Annotated in this window: 23 protein-coding genes and 1 riboswitch; of the genes, 15 read left to right on the top strand and 8 right to left on the bottom strand. The window is 48.3% G+C overall.

Annotated features, from left to right (window positions below):
* Positions 1–165: 165 nt before the first annotated feature.
* Entirely contained in the window at positions 166–600 is a 435-nt protein-coding gene (locus H7T88_RS27085; RefSeq protein WP_090924929.1) for a BrxA/BrxB family bacilliredoxin, read from the top strand.
* A 162-nt stretch (positions 601–762) separates the two neighbouring features.
* A complete protein-coding gene (nadE, locus tag H7T88_RS27080) occupies positions 763–1,572 on the top strand; it encodes an NAD(+) synthase (protein ID WP_090924930.1) in 810 nt (269 codons plus the stop codon).
* A gap of 36 nt (positions 1,573–1,608) precedes the next feature.
* Here nadE and H7T88_RS27075 read toward each other — a convergent pair whose 3' ends face one another.
* A complete protein-coding gene (locus H7T88_RS27075; RefSeq protein WP_221791456.1) occupies positions 1,609–1,746 on the bottom strand; it encodes a hypothetical protein in 138 nt (45 codons plus the stop codon).
* Positions 1,747–1,851: 105 nt separating this feature from the next.
* Here H7T88_RS27075 and acpS point away from each other — a divergent pair, with 105 nt between their 5' ends.
* Together acpS and mutY are read left to right on the top strand one after the other, a co-directional pair.
* The gene (acpS, locus tag H7T88_RS27070; protein WP_221791454.1) at positions 1,852–2,262 is read left to right on the top strand and encodes a holo-ACP synthase; all 411 of its coding nucleotides are present in this window, start codon (positions 1,852–1,854) and stop codon (positions 2,260–2,262) included.
* Positions 2,263–2,351: 89 nt separating this feature from the next.
* Positions 2,352–3,623: an A/G-specific adenine glycosylase gene (gene mutY / locus H7T88_RS27065; RefSeq protein ID WP_221791452.1), complete on the top strand. Its 1,272-nt coding sequence runs from the start codon at positions 2,352–2,354 to the stop codon at positions 3,621–3,623.
* Positions 3,624–3,684: 61 nt separating this feature from the next.
* Here mutY and H7T88_RS27060 read toward each other — a convergent pair whose 3' ends face one another.
* Positions 3,685–4,296, bottom strand: coding sequence for a superoxide dismutase (locus H7T88_RS27060; RefSeq protein WP_123066845.1), 612 nt, complete (start codon positions 4,294–4,296; stop codon positions 3,685–3,687).
* Positions 4,297–4,714: 418 nt separating this feature from the next.
* On the opposite strand from H7T88_RS27060, the gene H7T88_RS27055 reads away from it, so the two are divergent.
* The 9 genes from H7T88_RS27055 (at position 4,715) to H7T88_RS27015 (ending at position 14,170) form a co-directional block, all read left to right on the top strand.
* Positions 4,715–5,140 carry a GNAT family N-acetyltransferase gene (locus tag H7T88_RS27055; RefSeq protein WP_090924581.1) on the top strand — a complete coding sequence of 142 codons (426 nt, stop codon included), beginning with the start codon at positions 4,715–4,717 and terminating at the stop codon, positions 5,138–5,140.
* Between the two features lie 315 nt (positions 5,141–5,455).
* The gene (gene lepB, locus H7T88_RS27050) at positions 5,456–6,040 is read left to right on the top strand and encodes a signal peptidase I (protein WP_221791467.1); all 585 of its coding nucleotides are present in this window, start codon (positions 5,456–5,458) and stop codon (positions 6,038–6,040) included.
* A gap of 184 nt (positions 6,041–6,224) precedes the next feature.
* Positions 6,225–8,147, top strand: coding sequence for a tRNA epoxyqueuosine(34) reductase QueG (queG, locus tag H7T88_RS27045; RefSeq protein ID WP_221791450.1), 1,923 nt, complete (start codon positions 6,225–6,227; stop codon positions 8,145–8,147).
* 15 nt (positions 8,148–8,162) lie between these two features.
* Positions 8,163–9,188, top strand: coding sequence for an HD-GYP domain-containing protein (locus tag H7T88_RS27040; protein ID WP_154960399.1), 1,026 nt, complete (start codon positions 8,163–8,165; stop codon positions 9,186–9,188).
* A gap of 178 nt (positions 9,189–9,366) precedes the next feature.
* Complete coding sequence (locus H7T88_RS27035) at positions 9,367–9,630, top strand: YneF family protein (RefSeq protein WP_123066848.1); 264 nt, start codon at positions 9,367–9,369, stop codon at positions 9,628–9,630.
* A 56-nt stretch (positions 9,631–9,686) separates the two neighbouring features.
* Entirely contained in the window at positions 9,687–10,280 is a 594-nt protein-coding gene (gene folE / locus H7T88_RS27030) for a GTP cyclohydrolase I FolE (RefSeq protein ID WP_090924577.1), read from the top strand.
* A 236-nt stretch (positions 10,281–10,516) separates the two neighbouring features.
* Positions 10,517–11,269 (top strand): lipoate--protein ligase family protein, encoded by a 753-nt coding sequence (locus H7T88_RS27025; protein WP_418792772.1) that lies wholly within the window; start codon positions 10,517–10,519, stop codon positions 11,267–11,269.
* 72 nt (positions 11,270–11,341) lie between these two features.
* Positions 11,342–11,566, top strand: coding sequence for a hypothetical protein (locus tag H7T88_RS27020; protein ID WP_090924575.1), 225 nt, complete (start codon positions 11,342–11,344; stop codon positions 11,564–11,566).
* Between the two features lie 207 nt (positions 11,567–11,773).
* Positions 11,774–14,170 carry an S-layer homology domain-containing protein gene (locus H7T88_RS27015; RefSeq protein ID WP_221791446.1) on the top strand — a complete coding sequence of 799 codons (2,397 nt, stop codon included), beginning with the start codon at positions 11,774–11,776 and terminating at the stop codon, positions 14,168–14,170.
* An 80-nt stretch (positions 14,171–14,250) separates the two neighbouring features.
* Here the strand turns inward: H7T88_RS27015 and H7T88_RS27010 are convergent, their stop codons facing one another.
* Positions 14,251–15,555 (bottom strand): Fe-Mn family superoxide dismutase, encoded by a 1,305-nt coding sequence (locus tag H7T88_RS27010; RefSeq protein WP_221791445.1) that lies wholly within the window; start codon positions 15,553–15,555, stop codon positions 14,251–14,253.
* A gap of 253 nt (positions 15,556–15,808) precedes the next feature.
* Positions 15,809–16,831, bottom strand: a complete 1,023-nt coding sequence (locus H7T88_RS27005) for an alpha/beta hydrolase (RefSeq protein WP_221791442.1) — start codon at positions 16,829–16,831, stop codon at positions 15,809–15,811.
* A gap of 428 nt (positions 16,832–17,259) precedes the next feature.
* Between H7T88_RS27005 and H7T88_RS27000 the strand changes: the two genes are divergently transcribed.
* Both H7T88_RS27000 and thiC read left to right on the top strand, forming a co-directional pair.
* Positions 17,260–18,003: an IclR family transcriptional regulator gene (locus tag H7T88_RS27000; protein WP_090924571.1), complete on the top strand. Its 744-nt coding sequence runs from the start codon at positions 17,260–17,262 to the stop codon at positions 18,001–18,003.
* Positions 18,004–18,164: 161 nt separating this feature from the next.
* A riboswitch (TPP riboswitch) is annotated at positions 18,165–18,278 on the top strand.
* A gap of 426 nt (positions 18,279–18,704) precedes the next feature.
* Complete coding sequence (gene thiC, locus H7T88_RS26995) at positions 18,705–20,498, top strand: phosphomethylpyrimidine synthase ThiC (RefSeq protein WP_423246161.1); 1,794 nt, start codon at positions 18,705–18,707, stop codon at positions 20,496–20,498.
* Between the two features lie 78 nt (positions 20,499–20,576).
* Here the strand turns inward: thiC and H7T88_RS26990 are convergent, their stop codons facing one another.
* The 4 genes from H7T88_RS26990 to H7T88_RS26975 form a co-directional block, all read right to left on the bottom strand.
* Positions 20,577–21,020 (bottom strand): hypothetical protein, encoded by a 444-nt coding sequence (locus H7T88_RS26990; RefSeq protein ID WP_221791441.1) that lies wholly within the window; start codon positions 21,018–21,020, stop codon positions 20,577–20,579.
* Positions 21,021–21,124: 104 nt separating this feature from the next.
* A complete protein-coding gene (locus tag H7T88_RS26985; protein WP_221791439.1) occupies positions 21,125–21,799 on the bottom strand; it encodes an aspartate/glutamate racemase family protein in 675 nt (224 codons plus the stop codon).
* Between the two features lie 139 nt (positions 21,800–21,938).
* Complete coding sequence (locus tag H7T88_RS26980; protein ID WP_186809853.1) at positions 21,939–22,106, bottom strand: hypothetical protein; 168 nt, start codon at positions 22,104–22,106, stop codon at positions 21,939–21,941.
* A 498-nt stretch (positions 22,107–22,604) separates the two neighbouring features.
* Positions 22,605–23,447 carry a zinc ribbon domain-containing protein gene (locus H7T88_RS26975; RefSeq protein ID WP_221791437.1) on the bottom strand — a complete coding sequence of 281 codons (843 nt, stop codon included), beginning with the start codon at positions 23,445–23,447 and terminating at the stop codon, positions 22,605–22,607.
* Positions 23,448–23,454 lie beyond the last annotated feature (7 nt).

Here is a 23,454-nt window from a genome sequence, read left to right as displayed (position 1 = left end):
GCAGGTGTTGTCTGAACCTTGCTTTCATTGCACGGGGATGTATAATAGGAATAGCACAGCGTGTATCCATTTTTTTCGATATGGACGCATTCGTTGGTGCATAGCTATTGTCCTCTAACTTTTCAAACGAGATCATAGAACAACCATTATAAGGAGTGAAACTGAATGTCGATGTCATTTGATCAATACATGAGAGATATGGTTCAGCCAATGCGGGATGAGCTGACTCGTCTGGGAATCCAGGAGCTGCGTACACCGGAAGAGGTCGAAGCAAGCTTGCCTGATGCTAAAGGAACAGCACTGGTCGTAATTAACTCTGTATGCGGATGTGCAGCAGGTCAATGTCGTCCAGGGGTTGCTCAAGCACTTCAGAACGATTTAACACCAGATCATCTCTACACCGTATTTGCTGGTCAAGACAAGGAAGCTACGGCGAAAGCGCGTGAATTCTTTGCACCATACCCGCCATCCTCACCGTCCATCGCTTTGCTGAAAGACGGAGAACTCGTTCACTTTATCGAGCGTCACCAAGTGGAAGATCGTTCTGCAGAGGAAATCGCGGCTGACCTGACAAGTGCGTTTGAACGTTACTGCCGTTAATCCGCTTCATAGAACGCCCCGCACTTCGGATGCCCGATGCCGGGGCGTTTCATTTTGGACAGATCAGGTTATTGAACCATTCGAACCTTTCTAGCTGGACACCAACATACCTTTCAAACGAGCATCAAAATTCTATTATAGTAGAAACGGGGTGTATGAACGATGAGTTTGCAACAACAGATCATCGCTGAATTGAAGGTTAAACCGAGTATTAATGAAGCTGAGGAAGTACGCAAGCGTGTGGATTTTCTGAAGACGTATGTCAAAAATTCCGGTACCAAAGGATTGCTGATCGCCATTAGCGGCGGTATTGACAGTGCTGTGGCGACAGCGCTTTGCAAACAAGCTACGGACGAGCTTACCGCGGAAAACAATCAAGAGTACAAAACGCTGGGTGTGTTCCAGCCTTATGGAGAGCAAGCAGATATCCAGGATAGTTATGCTGTAGCCAAAGCATACGATCTGAAGCATGTTGTGGAAACAAACATCGAGGATGCCGTGAATGAAATCGCGCTGGAAGTAGAGCAGGGCTTCAAATCTCTTGGCAGTCCGCGACATATGACTCATCAAGGCAAGGGCAATGTGAAAGCAAGAACACGTATGGTGATGCAATATGCGCTTTCTTTTGAAGAAAACCTGCTGGTCGTAGGTACGGATCATGCATCCGAAGCGATTACGGGCTTTTACACCAAATGGGGCGACGGAGCCGTGGATATCACACCACTGAGCACTCTCAACAAACGTCAGGTTCGTCAGCTGGCCGCTTACCTGAAAGTGCCACAATCCATTCTGGACAAAGCACCTTCGGCCGGACTATGGGAAGGGCAAACGGATGAGGACGAGCTGGGCATCTCATACGAGGCGAACAGTGATTACCTTGAAGGCAAGCAGATTGACCCGGCTGCGCAAGAGCGTTTGGAGGCCTTTTACACACGCACACATCACAAACGTAATGCGATTCCTGGTATCTAAGGTTGCGGATTTAAAAGTGTAATCGAGTAGCGTACTTTATTTTGCAAATGAGTCGTTGCTAACAAAAAGAGTCACTGCCTTGAGCAGCGGCTCTTTTTGTTGTTCTAACTTACCGCCATTTCGTAGGGAGAAAATTTTAGCAAAAGTGGAAATACGGATAACAGGTACTCGCATCCATGCACGCCTCCTGCTACAATAGAATACGTGTTCGGAAAGCAACGGATTCGTTGAAGTAAGAATTATCTTTTACAGCCTAAAAGATTAAGCGGGTGAATCGTTATGATATATGGCATTGGCAACGATGTATTAGAGATAGAACGGTTACGCAGGTTGCTGTCTGGCCGCCAGGCAGAGGCATTTATGAAGCGTATTTTAACTCCGGCTGAACAGGAAATTGCAGCTAGGCGCGGGAAACGGATGGCGGAGTTTGTATCCGGGCGTTTTGCGGCCAAAGAGGCGGTATCCAAAGCATTCGGATGCGGGATCGGCGCTGTCATGAGTTTTCATGATATCGAAGTGTTGCCAGATCCGTCCGGTCGTCCAGTCGCTACTTTGTCCAGTCAGGCCTGGGAGCGGCTTCAGCTACCGTGTGGTCAGAGATACCAGATTCATCTAAGCATTACACATCAGACGGAGCTGGCCGCGGCATTTGCGATCATTGAGCAGGGCGCGGGTGAACCGCTTGAGTGATATACGTATAGATGCGTCATTTAAAATGAGGCGAGGAATTGCCTCGCGCTGAGATCGGGAGAAACGTGGGTACAGGAAAGGAAGGGCATATGGGTTTACAAGAACAGAAACGACATTTCAGCGTGAATTTGCTGGATTGGTACATGATTAATCGTCGGGATTTGCCGTGGCGTCGCCACAACAATCCGTATTTTACTTGGGTTTCGGAGATTATGTTGCAACAGACGCGTGTAGATACGGTGATTCCGTATTTTAACCGATTTATCGGGAATTTCCCGACCGTCCAGGCTCTTGCCGAGGCACCGGAGGAAGAGGTGCTGAAAAATTGGGAAGGGCTCGGATATTATTCAAGAGCGCGTAACCTTCAGGCAGCAGCAAGGCAAGTTATGGAGCTGCATGGCGGAGAGATGCCGCAGGACAAGCAGAGCGTCTTTGCATTAAAAGGAGTCGGCCCGTATACAGCCGGCGCTATCCTCAGCATTGCCTTCAACCAGCCACAACCAGCGGTGGACGGCAATGTGATGCGGGTGCTGTCTCGATATTTCCTCATTGATGAGGATATTATGAAGGGTAGCACCCGGGTTTTGATGGAAGAGCTCGCGGGAGAGCTCATTCCGGAAGGGCGGGCGCGTGATTTCAATCAGGCGCTGATGGAACTTGGCGCGCTGGTATGTACACCCAAAGCGCCGCATTGCTTGACTTGCCCGGTGATGGAGCAATGTTCCGGCAGAATTGCCGGAAGGGAGCTTACGTTGCCGGTCAAGACCAAAGCGAAGCCGCCGCGCCCTGAGCAGCGGCTGGTTGCCCTGGTGGAAGGCCGCGGTGCTCATCGCGGCCGTGTGCTTGTGCGCCAGCGCCCAGAGACAGGCCTGCTGGCCCGGATGTGGGAGCTGCCGCATGTGCTGGCGGCGCCTGCCGCAGCGGGTAAGGCGGCAGCGCCGCTGGCGGATGAGCCGGCCATGGCTTTGCTGGCCGGCAGTCTGTGGGCGGAAGGCTTCGCTGCCCGCCCGGAAGGGCTGGCTACCCATGCGGAGCATGTGTTCAGCCACATTGTTTGGAGCCTGCAGGTGTACAAGTGCACCGAGCAGGACCAGAGCAGTGAGCTTCCGCTGATCGCCGCGGAAGCCAGAGCCGCCTATCATGCACAGGCGGCATCAATGGCAGAATCAGCACCAGCTGCAGAATCATCTTCATCCACCGCCGCTCAAGCGGCGCAGGAAGCAATGACAGGCAAAGGTGATGGTCTCACGTACCAATGGATCGGCCCGGAAGATATGGAGAAGCTGGCGTTCCCTAATGTATTTCTGAAGCTTCTTCGCAACTATTTTGCTGGAGCCTACGATGAGGCAACGGAGCAATAAACAAAAAAGAGCCTGAATCGATCACAAGGATCGATTCAGGCTCTTTTATTCGAACAGCGTCTTATTTCGCTGCTGCGTAACGTTTGTTTACTTCATCCCAGTTGATTACGTTCCAGAATGCACCGATGTAATCAGGACGTTTGTTTTGATATTTCAGGTAGTAAGCGTGCTCCCATACGTCCAGACCCAGAACTGGAGTCAGACCTTCGAAGAGCGGGCTGTCTTGGTTAGGTGTGCTAGTGATGGACAATTTGCCATCTTTGCCTACAACGAGCCATGCCCAGCCAGAACCGAAACGAGTTGTAGCTGCTTTAGCGAAGTCTTCTTTGAACTTGTCAAAGCCGCCCAGTTCGCTATCAATTGCTGCTGCGATGTCACCTGTTGGTGCGCCGCCGCCGTTTGGTCCAATAATTTCCCAGAACAAGCTGTGGTTAGCATGTCCGCCACCGTTGTTACGAACCGCTGTGCGGATGCTTTCTGGCACGCTGTCCAGGTTAGCGATCAGATCTTCCAAGCTTTTGTTTTGCAGTTCAGGAGCGCTTTCCAGAGCTGCGTTCAAGTTAGTTACGTAAGTGTTGTGATGGCGATCGTGGTGGATTTCCATCGTTTGTGCATCGATATGTGGTTCCAGTGCATCGTTAGCGTAAGGAAGTGCTGGTAATTGAAAAGCCATAGTGAAATACCTCCTGAGATTTTTGTGATTTGTTGTTAAGGTACATATGTAATAATACCCTTGCCATTATTATTAAACCGCATTCGGGATAATTAATCAACATTTTTGTTTATTAAGTCCCCCGAACCGTTAACCAAAAGCGAGGCCAGAGATAACAAACATATTTTACCCATTATGAATAAAATTATGAGATTTAGACGGAAAAAATCGTTAAAATTAAAGTGAAATCAATGTAAACGTTTACAATAAAGCGCTTTCAGAAGAAAATGCGTGTTTTATGGAGAAAAGTATGGTTTAATTGACGAAGAAGCGGTATTTTCTCGTTTTTTGTCATTATATGAACATCGGGTTTTTGGTAAAAGGGGATTCCCTTTTTGGTAAAACCTCATCTAAGCTAACGAAAAGGGAGATTTAAAACATGCACGTTCGTTCCTTTCAGTTGAGTGATGCAAGCCAGATGACGGAGCTTCTCCAGGTTGCACTATCGGAAGAGTGTTATGAGAACACGATGGGCCCGTTTGCCCGTCAATTGTCATGGGATTCTGACCTGATCATGGTTGCGGAAGAAGAGGGAGACCTCGTGGGCGCTTTGATTGGTACGATTGATCAAAACCAGGGATGCATCTACCGTATTGCGGTTCATCCAGACTATCGTCGCCGTGGCGTCGGTAAAACACTTGTCGAGGCTATGGAACAGCGGTTCCAGCAGCGTAAAGTCAGCCAGATTTGGGTGGCTGGTGATGAGCACAACAAAGCAGCCATGCCTTTGTATGAAGCAATGGGATATGGGGCCAATAAGATTCTGAGTGCTTTTCAGAAACTTAGTATTTTGTCCAAGGCTTAATCGATGTAGGTAAATTCGGTGTAGTTAGACAAAGAAATAAAGAGATTTTCATTTCATATTAGGCATATCTGTTCACGCATCATGGCGTGAGAGATATGCCTTTCTATTTGTATGAGGAGGGAGCGGCTGATATGCATCCTGTTTCCTTTTTTCCAAAGCGTGTATAAAAGATTGTAATTGTCTGTATGCTGGTGGGCATCTCCAATTGTTTCGCTCTTCCAAATAGAGTAGACTGAAAAGGAGTACGACCAAGGTTATATGATAAATCTACAAACTGATAAATGAGGTGTCTCTTTGAATTCTAATATGCCTTCTATGGAGCATTCGACGTTTGAGGAGCAAAATCAGAAGCCTGTCCCCAAGCAGGCAGGGAAGTCCTGGCCAGCCGAATTGTGGGATTGGGTGAAGACGATTGTGTTGGCTTTTGTGATCATGATGCTACTTAACCTGTTTGTGTTTAATCTGTCGATGGTCAAAGGACAGTCTATGCAACCCACGCTGGTCGAGTCTGATCGTCTGTTTGTGAACAAGATGGTCTATCATTTCGGTGAACCGGCCCGGTCGGATGTGATCGTTCTTCGTGATCCGAGTGAAGATGCAGGCAAGAAAGATTTTCTGGTGAAACGAATCGTTGGACTTCCTGGAGATACAATTGAGGTCAAAGACCATCATCTATATGTAAATGGTATTCAGCAGGCAGAGAGTTACACCGACATTGAGGTACAGGACCCTGATTTTGGGCCGCTTACCCTGGCATCGGATCATTTCTTCGTCATGGGAGATAATCGTCATGAAGGCAAAAGCAAGGACAGCCGTGTGTTTGGGAGTATAACTTCCAGCGAGATTGTCGGTAAAGCCGAGTTTATTTTTTGGCCATTCTCCGAGATGAAAAAGCTGTAAAATGTTGGACCACAACAACTTCGAAGCGCAATTTGCGTTTAACCATACAGGCACGTAGACTTTACATTTAATCGTATGCAAGACTTATATCGTTATAGTTCAGCGCCTGGTCTCTTAAGTGAGGCGGGCGTTCATTGTTTAAAGATAACGAGATTACGTGCCTTATAGAAGAGAGGGAAGAACAATGACGAACGTACGGACCGGGGCAGCACAGGCCGCCTCCGTATGGGAAGCGTTAAAGCAGGAGATCAAGGCGGCAGGCCCGGAACTGGGAATAGATGATATTGGATTTGCTTCAGCGGACCCCTTCATCTCTCTGAAGTCATTGCTGGAGCAGTCTCGGGATAAGGGATATGCGTCAGGATTTGAAGAACCGGATATTGAAAAAAGAGTGCATCCCGCTCTCCCGGATAGCGAACCTGCTTCCCTGATCGCCATAGCTGTAGCTTATCCGTCCAAAATGGTCAATCCGCCGAAGTCTGAGCCTGGCGCGTACCGCGGCATTTTTGCTCGTTCGGCTTGGGGGCAGGATTATCACCAGGTGCTTCGCGCGGCGATGGACAAGCTGGTGAATTTCATCCGTGAACGCGTACCGGAAGCGATCATTGAAAGTATGGTGGACACAGGTGCGCTTGTGGATCGCGCCGTCTCCCAACGGGCGGGGATCGGGTTCAGTGCCAAAAACTGCGCCATTATCTCGCCAAAATTCGGTTCATGGATATTCCTCGGTGAGCTTGTCACGAACATTCCATTCCCGCCAGATACTCCCGTGACTGAGGATTGCGGGGAATGCACGAAATGCATCGATGCTTGTCCTACAGGCGCGCTGGTTGGACCTGGGCAATTGAATGCACAGCGCTGTATTTCTTTTCTGACCCAGACTAAAGGGTTCCTGGATGAAGAGTTTATGTTGAAAATAGGCAACCGTCTGTACGGTTGTGATACATGTCAGATTGTATGTCCGAAAAATCGGGGCAAAAATTGGGATCATCATCCCGAGTTTCATCCCGATCCGGAGGTTGTAAAGCCTTTGTTGTTGCCGCTACTGGATATCGGTAACCGTGAATTCAAAGAACGTTTCGGTCAAAGCTCTGCCGCTTGGCGGGGCAAAAAGCCGATCCAGCGCAATGCGGTCATTGCACTGGGCAATTTCAAAGACAAAAGCGCTGTACCGAAACTAACGCAGGTACTGAAGCGTGATCCGCGTCCGGAACTGCGGGGAACCGCTGCCTGGGCGCTGAGTAGAATTGGAGGAGAAGACGCCATGAGAGCTATTGGGGAAGCTGCCGCGATCGAACAAGATGGGAACGTGCTAAGTATGCTGCAGAAGGCCGAGGAGAGATTATTATCGTCCGAGACCTTACCCGATCGACCGCAGGCGGAGCAAGTGAAGAAACAACAAGCAGATACAGTGGAAGCTGTGCAATATACACAAGCAGCATCTTTTTCTCAAGCAAGAGATACGGAGTTCGGGGAGGAGACACAGCGGACTGCGAACGTTATTAAAAGTGAAAGTGACGGTGAACCTGAGCAGTCCGTCGCCTCGGGCAGATCCGAAGCAGCTGCATGGAAGCCATCTGCAGTAACCGGGCTTCACGGCAAACCTGTGTATTATGATGAGGTGTTGACACCGATCGGGACACTTACCTTATGTGCAACCGATGAGGGACTGTGTCATATCGATTTTGGTGCTTTTCATGTTCGGGAAGCTCATCTGCAACAATGGGCCCGTACGTGGGTCGGTGAATACCGATATGAGAAAAACGAAGAGAAACTCAGCGAAGCTGCGGGGCAGCTAGGGCAGTATTTTGCTGGGGAAAGAACGACATTTGACTTGCAGCTTAAGCAGTATGGTACTGCATTCCAGCTACAAGTTTGGGAGGTTCTGTCCGATATATCTTATGGAGAAGCCTTAACCCACCAAGAGGTTGCGGAAAAGATCGGCAGGCCCAAGGCTGTACGTGCAGTTTTGGATGCTATTAGCAAGAACCCAATCCCGATTATTATTCCCTGTCATCGCATGAGTGGTAAAGACGGCACCCTGGTGGGTTACGCAGGCGGTCTGCAAACCAAGGAGCAATTGCTCGCTTTGGAGCAGCAATCGTAAGAGCGGGGGACGTTCATGAAGTATGTAAACGTGGAAAGCGTGGAGGCGGGAGAGATTCTGGGCAAGACAGTGTACTCCAGTAACGGTACGGTATTGTTGTCTGCCGGAGTCGAACTCACCGTGTTTATGGTCAATACGCTGAAGCGTATCGGGGTAACCACGCTGTACATCCAGGATGAAGCGTTTAAAGATGTGGATACAGAAGATATTCTGGATGAAGCCACGAAACGGGCCATTATCAATGAGATGAGCGTTACGCTTGAAGCGGTACGATCCGGGAAAGACTGGAGTCCGAAGAAAGTCGCGCTCAGTATAGACAAATTATTGAATGATGTGCTAAACGGGCGAGAACTGCTGGTGCAGTTAACCGATATCCGAACCCAAGACAATGCACAATATGTTCATGCGATGAATGTTTGTTTGTTGTCTTCCGTTATCGGGTTAAATATGGGGCTCAACTACAATCAGCTCAAGGATCTGGCTGTAGGCGCTCTGTTACATGATATTGGAAAAGTAGGCGAAATTCCTGGCACGATGCCTTCTTCAAAGCTGCATCATACATGGCGCGGCTTTGAAGTGATCAAGAATAAACGTGAGTTCAGCTTGCTAGTTGCACACACTGCGCTACAGCATCATGAACATGAGGATGGCAGTGGTGTACCAAGAGGCATCAGGGGCAAAGATATCCATCTATTCGCCAAAATTGTAAGTGCGGCTAACATCTATGATAATCTCATTAACGGTTTGTCAGGCAGTAGCATGCTGCCGCATGAAGCGTGTGAGGAGATGATGGCAATGTCCGGAACGAAGCTGGACCGGGATATCCTGATTGAGTTTAACAAAAGTGTATCCGTATATCCCAACGGGACTGCTGTTCGGTTGTCTACGAAGGAAACGGGCGTCATTGTTCGCCAGCACCGTGGTCTGCCGGGCAGACCGATCATTCGGGTGGCTCGCGGTAGCACACGCTATTCTTTAGATGTCGTTGAGATCGATCTGGCAAAACAAACAACGGTCTTTATCGAAGGTGTTCTGACTTAAAGCAGGAAAACTGGAAAATGCGTTTGCTCAGGACGTGTGGAAATGCTATGATAACTCTCAGGAAATCCGGTCGGTGTTATGTTTGCATCATGGTATAAATCTTCATCATTCATGATGTGTACAAGCACTGATCATCCGTTTTTTAAGATTGCATATTGCATACAGAGGTGTCTAAGAGATGGAGATTGTAATACCGATTATTACATTGATTGTGGGTCTGGTCGGTGGATTTTTCATCGGGGTGTTCTACCTGCGTAAACAGCTTGAGAAAATGCAAAGCGACCCTGACATGTTACAGAAAATGGCGAAGCAAATGGGCTATAACCTGAATGGCAAGCAAATGCAGCGTGCCCAGCAGATGATGAAGAACCAGCAACCAGGCGCAAAAATGCCTCAGCCGACTCAACATCCTGCGCGTAAAAACTCGGGCCGCCGAAAATAATAGCTGTGGGTGATTAAATCGCTTGCAGGATGTGGTTCGAAAGGAGGCGCTTGGCAGTGGCTGGCGTGAAAGATTATTTGAATTCCAAAGTATCCGACAATCGGGAGAAGATCGAGTATCATGTCGAACAAATTCTCAAATTGATTGGAGAAGATAGCACACGTGAAGGGCTTCTGGAAACGCCTGCGCGTGTAACCCGGATGTACGAAGAGATTTTTGGTGGATATGAAGTGGATCCCCGTGACGTGCTGGGTGTCACCTTTGACGAGAATCACGAAGAGCTGGTCATCGTGAAAGATATCGTGTACTACAGCCAGTGCGAGCACCATATGGCACCGTTCTTTGGTAAAGTCCATATTGGCTATATACCAAGCGGGAAAATTGTGGGTCTAAGCAAAATGGCACGCCTGGTTGAAGCGGTAACACGCCGTCTTCAAGTACAGGAACGTATTACATCGCAGATTGCGGACATCTTGACCGAAGCAGTTGCACCGCATGGTGTGATGGTTGTCGTAGAAGGTGAGCACTTGTGCATGTGCTCCCGCGGCGTGAAGAAACCGGGAAGTAAGACGGTAACGTCTGCTGTACGTGGATCTTTCCGTGATAACCCTGCACAGCGTGCGGAGTTTCTGTCTCTGGTCAAAGAGTAATTATAAATAAGCCGAGTTCCTTTGGGGAACCGGCTTATTTATATAGGGCATTTTTTTTCGTATTTGTCGGAGGGACTGAAACTACATATGAATTCGATAGTCGGAGGTTATGGACGATGAATATACCTTCCCAATTCAACCAATTGCCTGAGTCAGAGAAGAGCGAGTTGACTGTACAAAGAATATCCGCTGAGCAGCATTCATCGCTGCGTTTGCAAATTTGGGAGACACCGCTTATGCGCCTTGGCAGCAGTGTACTTGATGCTTTTGCATGGGAAGAAGTGATGTGCAGACGTGTGGGAGCAGGCCATCTGCCTGTTGCTCATATATGGCGACACCCAGATGCTTTTGTGGCCGGCTTACGCGACCGAAGGCTGCCGCGGGCAGTCGAAGCGATGGATGTTATCAAAGGTCAGGGGACAGCCGTATGTGTACGGCCTTCTGGTGGGGCCGCAGTTCCGTTGAATCCGGGTGTTGTGAACGTGTCGCTGATCTTGCCCAATCCAGGGCACGCAATTAATATTCATGATGATTTTCGCGAGATGGCTTCGATCATTGCCGAGTCGTTAACTCCTTGGTCAACTCAGGCGCAGACAGGAGAAGTGCAGGGGGCGTTCTGTCCTGGGGATTATGATGTCAGCGTGGGTGGATTGAAATTTTGCGGTATTGCTCAGCGGCGTCAGGCCAAAGCGTACATCATCACGGCATTTATCATTGTGGAAGGTCAGGGGGATCGGCTTGCTGCGGAGGTGCGTAAATTCTATGAAGCGGCCTCAGGAGGGATAGCCGAAGGATATCCTGAGGTAAAGCATGGAACTATGGCAAGTCTGCAGGAGCTGGCAGGGGTGCCTTCCACGGCTGCGTATACGGCTTCGCTGGTACGCACATTGCGCAACAGGTATCCTCATGCAGCGACAGAACGGGTGCTTTCTGTTGATGCGGATGATGTGTTGCGGACGGCAGAACAGATGAAACAGCGCTACGACTGAGTTCTTTATCAATAGGCTTGGAATTGGTGAAGAGAGATGGTATGATGTGATTTCGGAAGGAGAGGATTTAGAGTGGAAACATTGCGATATACATACCTGTATGAAGTCATTTCAACAGGTGAAAAATCAGAATTCAGCCAAATGGCAACAAGTAAAGAAGAGGCGGCTGCCCTGATTGTGGCACGTATTGCCGATCTGGAGTTCACAGAAGAGTCCGATATCAAACTGGGCGATCTGATCGCCATCAGCAAACAGGTTGGCGACAACTATGTAGCGTGCGAGGGCTGTGCTTCTTAACATAGGTATGTTATGTATGGATTGTAATATGAAGTCGATATTGAGGCGAATCTCTAATGAGAGATTCGCTTTTTTTTACGTGGATTTCATTTTTTGAGTCAGATAACATCGATAAATCGTGAAATATGTCGTATTTTGTTCAGAAAATGTTCAGAATACATTGTTATACTCATCCAAAAAGCCTGCAAGGAAGGGAAGGTTTATACGATGAGAAAGTCAGTGCAAAACAAGTTATCATGGATGTCTCGTCCAATGAAATTCTTTTTGATGGTTGTGTTAACACTTGGTATGGCGAATAACGTTTATTTCTCAGGAAAAGCACATGCTTCAGTCGGAATAGATTTTGTCGGTGGTGATCCAGATTATCCCCTTCATGGAAAACTCACTGCAACAACATTCAACTTAAAAGTGAAGTTAACGGAAAGTGCACGTTTATATTATGATAACAGGGTGGTGGATTGGGCAAATACGAATCCAGATTTGTCATCGATAAAGGAAAATGCCCTAAGTAATGGTACCTATGTTGATTTACAGGCAGGTGAGGAAAGAGACCTCTATTTCAATCACCTTCAACCCTCTACAGATCACTTTATATATTTTACAGCAGATGGGCCAAACAATGAATTGGTTGACCTAGGGAGTGAACTTTATCAGACTAGCGCAGGCTCACCGGTTACTCCTTCCCAAGTGAAGGCTGTTGCTGGTGATGCTCAAGCGAAGATTAGCTGGAGTTCAGACTCTTCCGTTACGGATGCTGTTTATATGTATCAAGGTTCCAAAGAGCCAATTGATCCTGATAGCTGGATTGATATCACAAGTATGTTAGACGGTGAAAAGGTCATCCATGGTTTGACGAACGGATTGCCTTATGTTTTTGCAGTTAAATCTACATTCAACGATGATCATACCCAGTCCGATTATGTCGTTTCTAACGTGATCACACCTGGTTTACCTGCTGCACCTGCGGCACTAACTCCGCAGGCTATTAATGGACAAGTTCAGTTAAACTGGAATAGTGTACCTGAGGTAGACGGTTATGTCGTATATATGTATCAGGGCAGTACTGCGCCACAAGATCCTGAGAATTGGACTAAAGTAGCTGGGCCGATGGATAAATTGCAGTATACCGTTTCAAATCTAACGAGCGGTCTGCCTTATGTATTTGCTGTTCGATCTTCAAGCAACGCGGGAATGTCAAAGTTTAAAGTATCCGCATCGGTAACACCGCAATCTCCTGGCAATAGTGGGGGAGAAGTTGTTGTGACACCTTCTCCATCACCATCTAGCTCTTCGCCTTCATCACCGGTTTCATCGACTCCACAGAAGGAGATTATTAAAGTGGATGTGGCAAATGGCGAGCTGGCCTCCACCATTGATTCCTTGGAAATCAGCCGGACTCGTGGAACAGATGGTACGATAAAAGACGAGCTTGGATTAAATCCAGGTAAAGCACAGTCGGTTATTGATCAGTTAAAGAAAACCGGCTCACGTACAGCTGTTGTTTTGATTCCAGATGCGAAAGATGAAGTCTCTCAGTGGGACGTGAAACTAGCGCGGGAATCGACTAAGTTGTTCACTGAACAAGGAATCGAGTTGGTTATTTCCAATCCAAACGTGAAAGTAACTATTCCAGCCACATCTATGAAAGACAGAACAGATGATGTATATTTCCGTCTCGTGCCTGTAAAGAAACAGGAGACACGTCTGGCTATCGAACAACGATTGCTGGCTAACGAGACGATTACTCAATTCGCCGGCACCAAAGACATTCAGGTGTTGGGACGTCCGATGACGATTGAAACGAATCTGCAAAGCCGTCCTGTAACGCTTGTCCTGCCAGTAGACAGCAAACAGCTTGCAGGTGTGAAACCAGCGGATCTTGGCGTGTATATCGAACACAGCAATGGAACAAAAGAGCTGGTACACGGTAAAGTAGTGACATTGAATAAAGATAATAACCAGCAAGGCATCGAGATCAATGTGGATCAGTTCAGTACCTTTTCCGTGGTACGGGTCAAAGACTGGGCTGATGACACGGCAACAGCCAAACCTTATATTCGCGGCTATGCAGATGGTCGTTTCCAACCGGAGTGGTTCGTAACACGAGCAGAGATGGCGGCACTCATTACGCGTGTAACAGGTACTGTGGAGTCTGATAGTAAAGCATCATTTACTGATGTTAGAGCTGGCCACTGGGCTTATGACAGTATCTCTGCTGCTACTCAAGCTAGTTACTTCACAGGTTACGCAGACGGTAGCTTCAAACCGGGGCAAGGAATTACACGAGCAGAGATGGCGAGCGTATTACAACATTTGCTGAAAGCTGAACAAGCAGTGACATCCGAAGCAACAACTGCATTCACGGATGTGAAGCAACACTGGGCACAGGAAGCGATCGCTCGGCTTGATGCTGCAGGAGTTCTTACAGGATATACGGATGGTACCTTCCGTCCTGAGAAACTGGTATCGCGTGCTGAAGCAGTGACTATGATTAATAAATTGATTGGTCTTCAACCTGCAGCAACAGCGCTAAAATCCTGGTCGGACGTACCTGATACCCATTGGGCTTACCAAGCGATTCAGGCCGCATCCATAAAGGATTGACGACCAGCACGTTTCAAAGAGATATCTTTCAGTCTTTGACTGGAGATATCTCTTTTTATGTTTGCTGGAACCAGATTACCTTAGTAAGGTGGCCATAGGAGCTTGCGCGCGGTTTCGTACCGTTCAGCGACAGCGGGCCAGTAGACGACATTCCACCAGTCTTCGATGTACTTTTTGCGTTCGTTTTGATGCTTGAGATAGTAGGCATGTTCCCATACATCTAGTGGCAGGAGTGGAACGATATCCGATTGGGACAGATTTTGATGTTTTTCAGCCTGCAAAATTTCCAAACGATGTGCTCGCGGACTCCAGACCAGCATTGCCCACCCGCTACCTTCCACCTTGTTAGCTGCCTCGGTAAATTGATTTTTGAATGCTTCATAGCTGCCAAAATCACGTTTGATCTGCTCTGCAAGCATTCCGGTAGGCTTGCCGCCGCCTGCTGGGTTCATAATGGTCCAGAAGATGGTATGCAGATAATGTCCTGCTCCATTAAAAGCTAGCTCACGCTCCCAATGTTTGATGAGCTCAAAATTATTCTTTTTCCGGGATTCGGCGAGTTTCTTCTCCGCAACGTTCAAACCGTCCACATAGGACTGATGGTGCTTGTCATGATGAATGCGCATTGTCAGCTCGTCAATGTGCGGTTCCAGCGCATTATACGCGTAAGGGAGGGGAGGTAACGTGTGTCCGCCAATAGGAACCGGCTTTTCTCTTACCGGGGCAGATGCAGGCAGCGTTTCGGCAGGAGCCGTCCCAGCCGTTGATGGTTGGAGTGACGACGATTGCACCTGCGCGGAAGCCGAAGGGGATATACTGGTATTGGTATTGGTTTGCCCGGCTAAAGATGCTTGTAATTCCGTTGCTTCTAGACGCGTGTCTTGGGCAACTTTGGATTTAATGTTGTGTAGTGCATTCTCTAGCAACATCGATGAGGGTGGTTCTGTTTCACGCAAAATGCCGGGCTGGCTCAGGGTTTCTAATACCCCCAGGAAATATTCTGATTCGCGGATGATATGCAAGATGAAGGTTTGAGCAAGTGGGACCGCACGCACCGCTGCACTGCGCTCCAGCATAATATAAAGCTGCTTGATAAACTCTTTGGACTGATGTTTTGCTGTCTGGACGAGTTGATCGATACTTCGCATGATATAGGGGGCAGGCGGCTGGGTTGCAGGCAACAGCTGTTTTATCAACTGATTCGCCACTCGCTCACTGTTCGCAAAGGCTGCTTCCCATTCTTCCAGAAGTTTAACGTAGGAGGGCTCAAGGTCAGGAACCAGTGTGCGAATGATGAGCGTATGTTCTTTCTCTTGCTCTTTCCAGAAACGGATTTCTTCCAGCGTCCGTAGAGGAAGCAGATGACCGTATCCATCGCAGTTCATATGCGTTATACCTCCAATCTTTCAGATTATTTTTCGAATCCGCTCTTCGTCCAATTACCTTTGCTCTGTCTCAACAGTGTATTCTTGGGACGCATTGTCCTATGTGTATAAAAAAAGAGCCCCGGAGGGCTCTAAACACATCGAAATGCTGTATATCATTTGGATTGGTGAAAAGCATATTCCTAATCGCTCGTTACCTGCAGATTTCTGCCAGCTAACAAGATAACATAACAGGACTACGGACGAAATTAGCTTATTCCTGCCGGTTTTGTTGCACATCCTCACTGCTTGTTTTCGTCACATGACTAAGGAAAATCGACACACGGCGTAGATATTCCTTCGGATGCTCCCGGAAGATCAGTTCATGATGCGCGCCTTGTACAATCCATTCTTCTGAATAAGGATTCGTCTGATTAGCGGCAAGTTGTTCGGCAATCGGATAAGGGGCCTTCTCATCTTCTGTACCATGAATAAAGAAGATTGGGAACGGATAGTCCTTTTTCTTCACTTCCTGATACGGGATTTGCTGCAAGCCGGTACCGTTCAAGATCGGGAAGAGCAACTTCATAATCTCGAGCGTAGGCTGACGCGGCAGATTGATCTGATTATGAATGTTGTGGTACAGCGTATCCGGCTCCAGCAGGAATGTACTGTCCAGAATCATGGCATCCACTTCTTTGGTTAGCAGTCCGGTTTGCAGAGCCGTGCCTGCTCCCATGGAAAATCCCCAGACGACCAGCTCCTGTGCTCCGCGCTGTTTAGCAAACTGAATAGCTCCCAGCAATTGCTGAGACTCAGCTTTACCACCTGTTGCTACCGCTCGGTTGACCTGAGAGGCAAAGCCGTAATCGAACATCACCACATTAAACCCGAGCTGGTGCGCGTAATGGGCGAGGTCATACATAGGCACCCAGGTTTCCTCCCGATTGGCTCCATAACCGTGGCTGAAGATGATGGTTTTGCCCGTATCGGTATTCGCAGGGATATACCAGCCTTGCATGGTTCTGCTACCGTCGGCCGCAGGGAATGTAATGTCCTCATATTTCATGTTTTTGGCCTGCATCGGGTTCGAAAACACCGGTGCGACCGTAGGGTTGGAGAGCACCCAAGCAATATAACCGTGTAAGGCAATAAAACAAAACAACAGAAAAAATACAACGGAGAGCAGCAACGCTACGACAATATGTTTGAACCGAATCAGCCTCGGTGACAACGAAGAGGGCAGATCGGACACTTTGGTATGCAGCGGGGCTTCGCTCTGGGATGTCGGATACATGCACGCCCCTCCTTTGAGTTTCGGTTGAGGATTAATATGGACAAGGACAAGATCATAACGATATGAAAATAGCATATAGGTACTTTTTAGCACGTATTCATGACAATGGCATCCTAATGCTAAAGTCACGCTTTTGATATTTTATCTAAATTCGTTTCTATCTTTATCGTATGTCCCGATATAGTCAAAGTCAATTGATTGGAGGTATTTGTTACGCAATTGTTATATAGTTCTTAAGATGTAGAGGTAACAATTCCATAGTGTGTAAATTACAGGAGATTACGATGTGCCAATTGGATATCCTTGTTCATTTTTTTGTTTTCAGATCATCTTCAAAACGGTTCTTTTTGGTTTACAGATGAGACCGTTTCTCATATAATTTATGTAACCAAGTTTCATGTGATGAAACATGAGGAGGGCATCATGCCATGGAAGACCGCAAGTTAACCGTCCGGGCTGTAGAACGGGCGCTGGATATATTATTATGTTTTACCACGCGCAGTGATCTTGGACTCACTGAAATTGCTAGTCAGATCGGTTTGCACAAAAGTACGGTACATCGATTGATGGCTACACTGGAGGATCGGGGGTTCGTAATACGTGATGCGGCAACCGAAAAGTATCGGCTAGGTATTCGGATCTGGGAGCTGTCAGCGCATATGTCACGTAGTGACGATCCTGCAATTTTGCTGTTACCTGCAATGGAGAGGCTGCGTGATCGCTTGGGCGAAACCGTAAGTCTCTACCTTCGTGACGGCGGTGAACGGATTCGGATTCAGGCTGTGCAGAGTGATCAGGCGATTCGGCGGGTTGCACCTGTAGGGGTCAGACTGCCGCTTTCCGTAGGAGCCTCCAGCAAAGTATTAATGGCTTTTGCCGCTGATGAGGATCGGGAGGAACTGATGAACGGCCCGGAATGGCCAGTATTTATCGATCCGGCCGTCTATCTGGCACAAATGGAAGACATTCGAGTGAGTGGCTACGCAACCAGCTATGAGGAACGCGAGCCGGGAGCTGCCGCTGTGTCTGTGCCAATTATGGATCGCAGAGGCAACATTGCAGCAGCGCTTTCCGTGTCTGGACCTGTTAGCAGGCTCTCGCAAGAGACATTACATGAGTACGCGCCTGTGTTGAAAGAAGCAGCTGTACAAATGGGACTTATGTTGCCATAGGGGAAGGCTCTTGCATGAAGTTTTGCTCGAAGGGAATTTCCTCTCTGGAATATTAAGGTTGAATTTAAGCCCAGATTACGCTACTCTGTAATGGACGACCCAGCGGGGTCGGTTGAATGTCATATTTTAAGTTGAACAGCGGCTTGATTGTCGCAATACGTTTACGTTACTGGGGGAGTCCGAATTGTCCGGACTGAGACGGGATCGCATGAGATCCCGGACCCTTTGCACCTGATCTGGATCATACCAGCGTAGGGAAGTAATCGGCCATATGACCACAGACACCACAGACGTTAACCCGGGATCCATGCTGTATTGCAGCAGGTGGCCCTTGTTGCGTGTATGGTGATGGACATTAGTCGGTTCCTTCGGAACCGGCTTTTTTTATTTACAGCGGCAAGCAGAGATTCAGTTGTTGTATTTCACCTTGGAAGTGACAGCACAATAATTGCGGCATATATGCCTGGACTTCTAAGAGAAGTGATCTCGTGTTTCGTGCTCATGCTGATTGTACATAAAAGTTGTCTTTTGGATCATTCTAGCTGCTTATGCAGGGTCAATCCTGCTGTGCTTCTGTGCTCTGCTTTTTCCAGACAGGTGTGGTAAGTCAAAGCTGTCACATTGGTGGACGATATGGGCAAATGAAGATCACAGAGGAGGAAACAGGAGACATGAATACAGGTAACCAAACAGGGCAACAGATGGGAATAGAGGAAACAGGGCGCGATGGTCATCCGGTGGAAAAGAAAACCGGAGCGGCTGGAGGGGTACAACCCTTCCCGGGCAGCCGCAAAGTCTACATTCAGGGCTCACGACCGGACATTGCTGTACCGGAGCGTGAAATTGCCCTTCATGATACGAATACTCCCCAAGGGGTGGAGCATAATGAGCCGCTGCGTGTCTACGATACGAGCGGCCCGATGACCGATCCCGAATTCCAGATGGATATTCGGAAGGGATTACCTGCGCTCCGAAATCACTGGATTATGGAGCGCGGTGACGTTGAAGCATATGAGGGCCGCGCAGTGAAGCCGGAGGATAACGGATTGAAGGCGGGAGGACGGAGAGCCGGGGCAGAGGAGTACCCGGGATTCCGCGGTCAACCGCTACGTGCTCAGGCTGGACGCTCTGTCACACAGATGCATTATGCAAGGCAGGGCTTGATTACGCCCGAGATGGAGTACGCCGCTATTCGTGAAGGCGTAGAGCCTGAATTCGTGCGGCAGGAGCTGGCGAGCGGCCGGGCTATTCTTCCATCCAACATCAATCACCCGGAGAGTGAGCCGATGCTGATTGGGCGTCATTTTCACGTGAAGATCAACGCCAACATAGGTAATTCCGCTGTATCTTCCTCTATCGAGGAGGAGGTGGAGAAGATGACCTGGGCTGTTCGCTGGGGATCGGATACGGTAATGGATCTCTCCACAGGCAAAGACATTCATACCACACGGGAATGGATCATCCGTAACTCCCCAGTGCCGATTGGTACGGTGCCGCTCTATCAGGCACTGGAGAAGGTAAATGGCGAGGCGGAGGCCCTCACTTGGGAGTTGTACCGGGATACGCTGATTGAACAGGCGGAGCAGGGCGTGGACTATTTTACAATTCATGCGGGTGTGTTGCTCCGATATATTCCGATGACAGCGAAACGGATGACGGGAATAGTGTCTAGAGGCGGGTCAATTATGGCGGCGTGGTGCCTGGCACATCATCAGGAGAACTTTTTGTACACTCATTTTGAAGAAATCTGCGAGATTATGAAAAGGTATGACGTTGCTTTCTCCCTCGGGGACGGACTGCGTCCAGGTAGCATCTACGATGCCAATGATGAAGCACAGATGGCGGAGCTCGCCACACTTGGGGAATTAACGCAGATTGCATGGAAGCATGATGTGCAGGTGATGATTGAAGGGCCGGGGCATGTGCCGATGCACAAGATCAAGGAGAATGTGGATTTGCAGATGGAGATCTGCCAGGAAGCGCCGTTTTATACGCTCGGGCCACTGACCACAGACATCGCACCGGGATATGATCATATTACGTCTGCGATTGGGGCAGCGATGATTGGCTGGTTTGGTACGTCTATGCTCTGCTATGTCACTCCAAAGGAGCATCTGGGGCTTCCGAACAAGGATGATGTACGTGAAGGGGTTATCGCTTATAAAATAGCTGCCCATGCCGCAGACCTAGCCAAAGGCCACCCACGCGCTCAGCGCCGGGATGATGCACTGTCGAAGGCACGCTTCGAGTTCCGCTGGAGAGATCAGTTTAACCTGTCACTTGACCCAGAACGGGCACTGTCTTACCACGATGAGACGTTACCCGCAGAAGGGGCGAAGGAAGCACATTTCTGTTCCATGTGCGGACCGAAGTTCTGCAGTATGCGCATCACGCAGGACATCCGTGCCTTTGCCGCAGATCGCGGCCTGAACGATGATGAAGCAGTAGCCGCCGGGATGCAGGCGAAGGCTGAGGAGTATCGGGCGAGGTCGTAAGCTTCCACAACTGAAAAAAGTGACCCGACAGGACTGTAGTGCCTGAGCTTGGGTCACTTTTTTATGTTAAGTTGTAGGTTACTCGTAATATCCTTTTGCATAGACGGCTGCGGTTGAGAAGCAGAGATGTTTCATTTCATCCTGTTGATTTTCAGGCGGCATCTCCAGGAACCACGGCTCCTTCATATCTTCTCGGGTCATGGGTACCGGACGCCACAGGATCAAACCGATCTGATCGAACTGGAAACTGCAACCAAGCTCGGGATCTTCACGGTCATATGGCGCAATAGCGTCCAACTGCGGTATCAAAATGTCAGCCTCGGTGCCAAGCAGATCAAGTTCTCCCAGCATACACTTATACTCATCACTTTCATGAAATTCAATAAAATGTACTTTGCCTTGAGCATCATATTCCACGTTGGGATCAAAGCCGAAAGCTTCCGTTTGTTCAACTTCATTTTGTGTCATGCCTAAACGGATACCCCCGATGGATTGACCTGGTTCTACAGTGAGATGTTTCATGGTTACATTCCCTCCAAAATAAAAAGTCTACATAGTTGTGGCTGACCAACCTTGTCATGAAGCAGGGTACCGCGTACTAGAAACTGCAAACAGTGCGAAAATGCTTATACTTTCTTCGTGATACCGATATCCCGCTCCAGATTCGCGCCTAATAATGAAAGCGGCGTATAGATGGTCATACTTGTATCGGAAGATGCCTGCTCAGCGGCAGGAGCCATGGAAAGCTGAGCAGCGACAAGACAAGTATCCTTGCGTTCAAGAGCAAGCTGCTGCAATGCTTCTTCTAACGCGGTGATGTAGCCTTCCTGGTCACCTCGCATGATCATGTCGAATAGACCAGGGAGCAACACGGATTCAAGCTCAGGCTTGTTCTTTCCTGCCAAGTGTCGATCCATATAGTCACGATATCGAGCCATCGTCGGCTCTACGGTGGCAGGGTTGGTAAACGCAAGCAAATACCGCTTCGGATATTTTACCATCATCGCGAGCAGTGAATCGTCAATACCCGTTACCTTAATCGGTAACGGTTGTATTTGTTCCAGTACGGCAGCGAACAAGGTGCATGTTACAAGAATGGCGTCAGCGTGACAGCGGCTCATCCATTGCAATGTCTGATTTACTTTTTCCCGAACAAGCGCACTATTGAAATGCTCATCATGCTTGAGCCGATCAAGACCGGGGTCTACATAGTGAACCAGTTCGATATTATAGGAAGTCAAGGCTTGTTCAATCAACCTGATATTGGAGTGATGCGCGTGGAAACAGGCAATGGTGCTCATAGGCAATCCCCTTTATGTAGAGTGGCTACAAGACGCGCCTAGATCACACAATTAGAGTGAACCATCGGTTAAGAAACTTCGCGCCTGAAATGTCACCTTTTACACGTAGTATAGGGAGTAGCCGGAAAGATGTAAAGCGTTATCTCATGTTCATGGATACGTTCTTTTTCGCCATTTTTTGCTGTAAAATTTCATGGAAGGATAGGCCTTGAGTGTTCTCATTTTCCTTTTTGGGCACATTGGTCTCCGTGTTGCGCGGATATTGGTGGTGGTACGGGATCATTTGCTGAATAGGCATGCGGATCATCTTGGTTTCCTCCTTACATGCATGATGGACATGCATCGTTAGTTTGAATGTATATTCAACATTCGTTTTGTTGGTGAAAATAAAATGAATTCACCTTGTACGCATATAGGTACATATGACTTGTTACATGAAGAAGCGGAAATTCAATCGTTATTCCGACTCGGATGTAGTGATTTTACCCGGTATTCAGAAGATGTAAACGGTTTTAGGGAAATTCAGGAACAAAGAACCTGATATAAAAGGCGAGGCATGGGAGCATGGTATCGGTTGTTATGTGAATGGTCCTAATTTTAGGGAAGTCAATGGTGCTTGCCTCTAAGACATATGTCCAAGTGACTAGGTATGGTATATGCTAACTAACTTGGTTCTATGGTCGGGGTATATTGATCGAAAAATGTCAAAAAAGCTGCCAAGACCACTTGGCAGCTACAGGTTTCCTCATTTGATTCTCTCTTTAAATTCTTTTCTGAAGAGGGGTATCCGTTCGTATTACTTCCGTTACCTACGTTCGTTTACCGCAATATATACATCCACCTGTGTATGTTCCGGGTCTAAACTGCGTTCATCATAGTACTCAAAATCGCCGGTAAATGTACGGTCTTGCTGATGGCTCCACGCCCACACCGCTCCCCACACTTCGCTGACCACCTCAACCATGGGTCCGGTTCTCGAAGTAAACACTGCATAGGTAGCAGGCGGTAACTGTACCTCGTCGAAACCTTCAGGTAGTCGTTCTTCCTCGCCGATTTCATGTCCGATCAAAATGGTATATTCTCCAGCAATGCCATCCGCGTAATCCGTGTAACAGCCATAGCGTGCAGCCTCAGTATCCGGAATGTGTTCGGAGGCAAAATAACGGCCCCACAACGCACCGATGCTGCCTTGGCCGCTCATCTCAATTGCGTTGGTTGTACGTGCGGACAATCCGGCTAAGCGTTTGCCTGGAAGGGTGACATAGCGAACAGGCTCCTTGGTCAGCAGAGTATCGTTCACCGCAGAAGCAAAGTCAGATGATGGTGCTCCAGCATGAATAGGTGCATGAGCGACAGTCGCTGTCCCGTCCGGACCGTTTCCTACATTTCCTTCATTACGCCAGCGTTTCAGAAAAGGTAGTTGGTTGCGTAGCATCGAGCGGCCTGATTCCTCGTCCATGCCTTCTTCTTTGAGAATAGCGGTGCACATCTCGATCATGCCTTCTAGCGTCATGCCTGGTTGTTCGAACTTGCCATCCTTGTAACAATAAATGCAGTATTCACGGGTGGTGCTGCCATCCATTTCTGTACCAAATTGATCAGTACTTGTGAGTGGCATTCCACAGCTTTGACATACGGTAACGTTCATTATTCAT

The organism is Paenibacillus cucumis (ex Kampfer et al. 2016) (genome assembly GCF_019748695.1).
Classification (GTDB): Bacteria; Bacillota; Bacilli; order Paenibacillales; family Paenibacillaceae; genus Paenibacillus; species Paenibacillus polysaccharolyticus.
The sequence above is the reverse complement of the archived record's forward strand: the minus strand, read 5'-3'. Positions and strand labels throughout refer to the sequence as shown.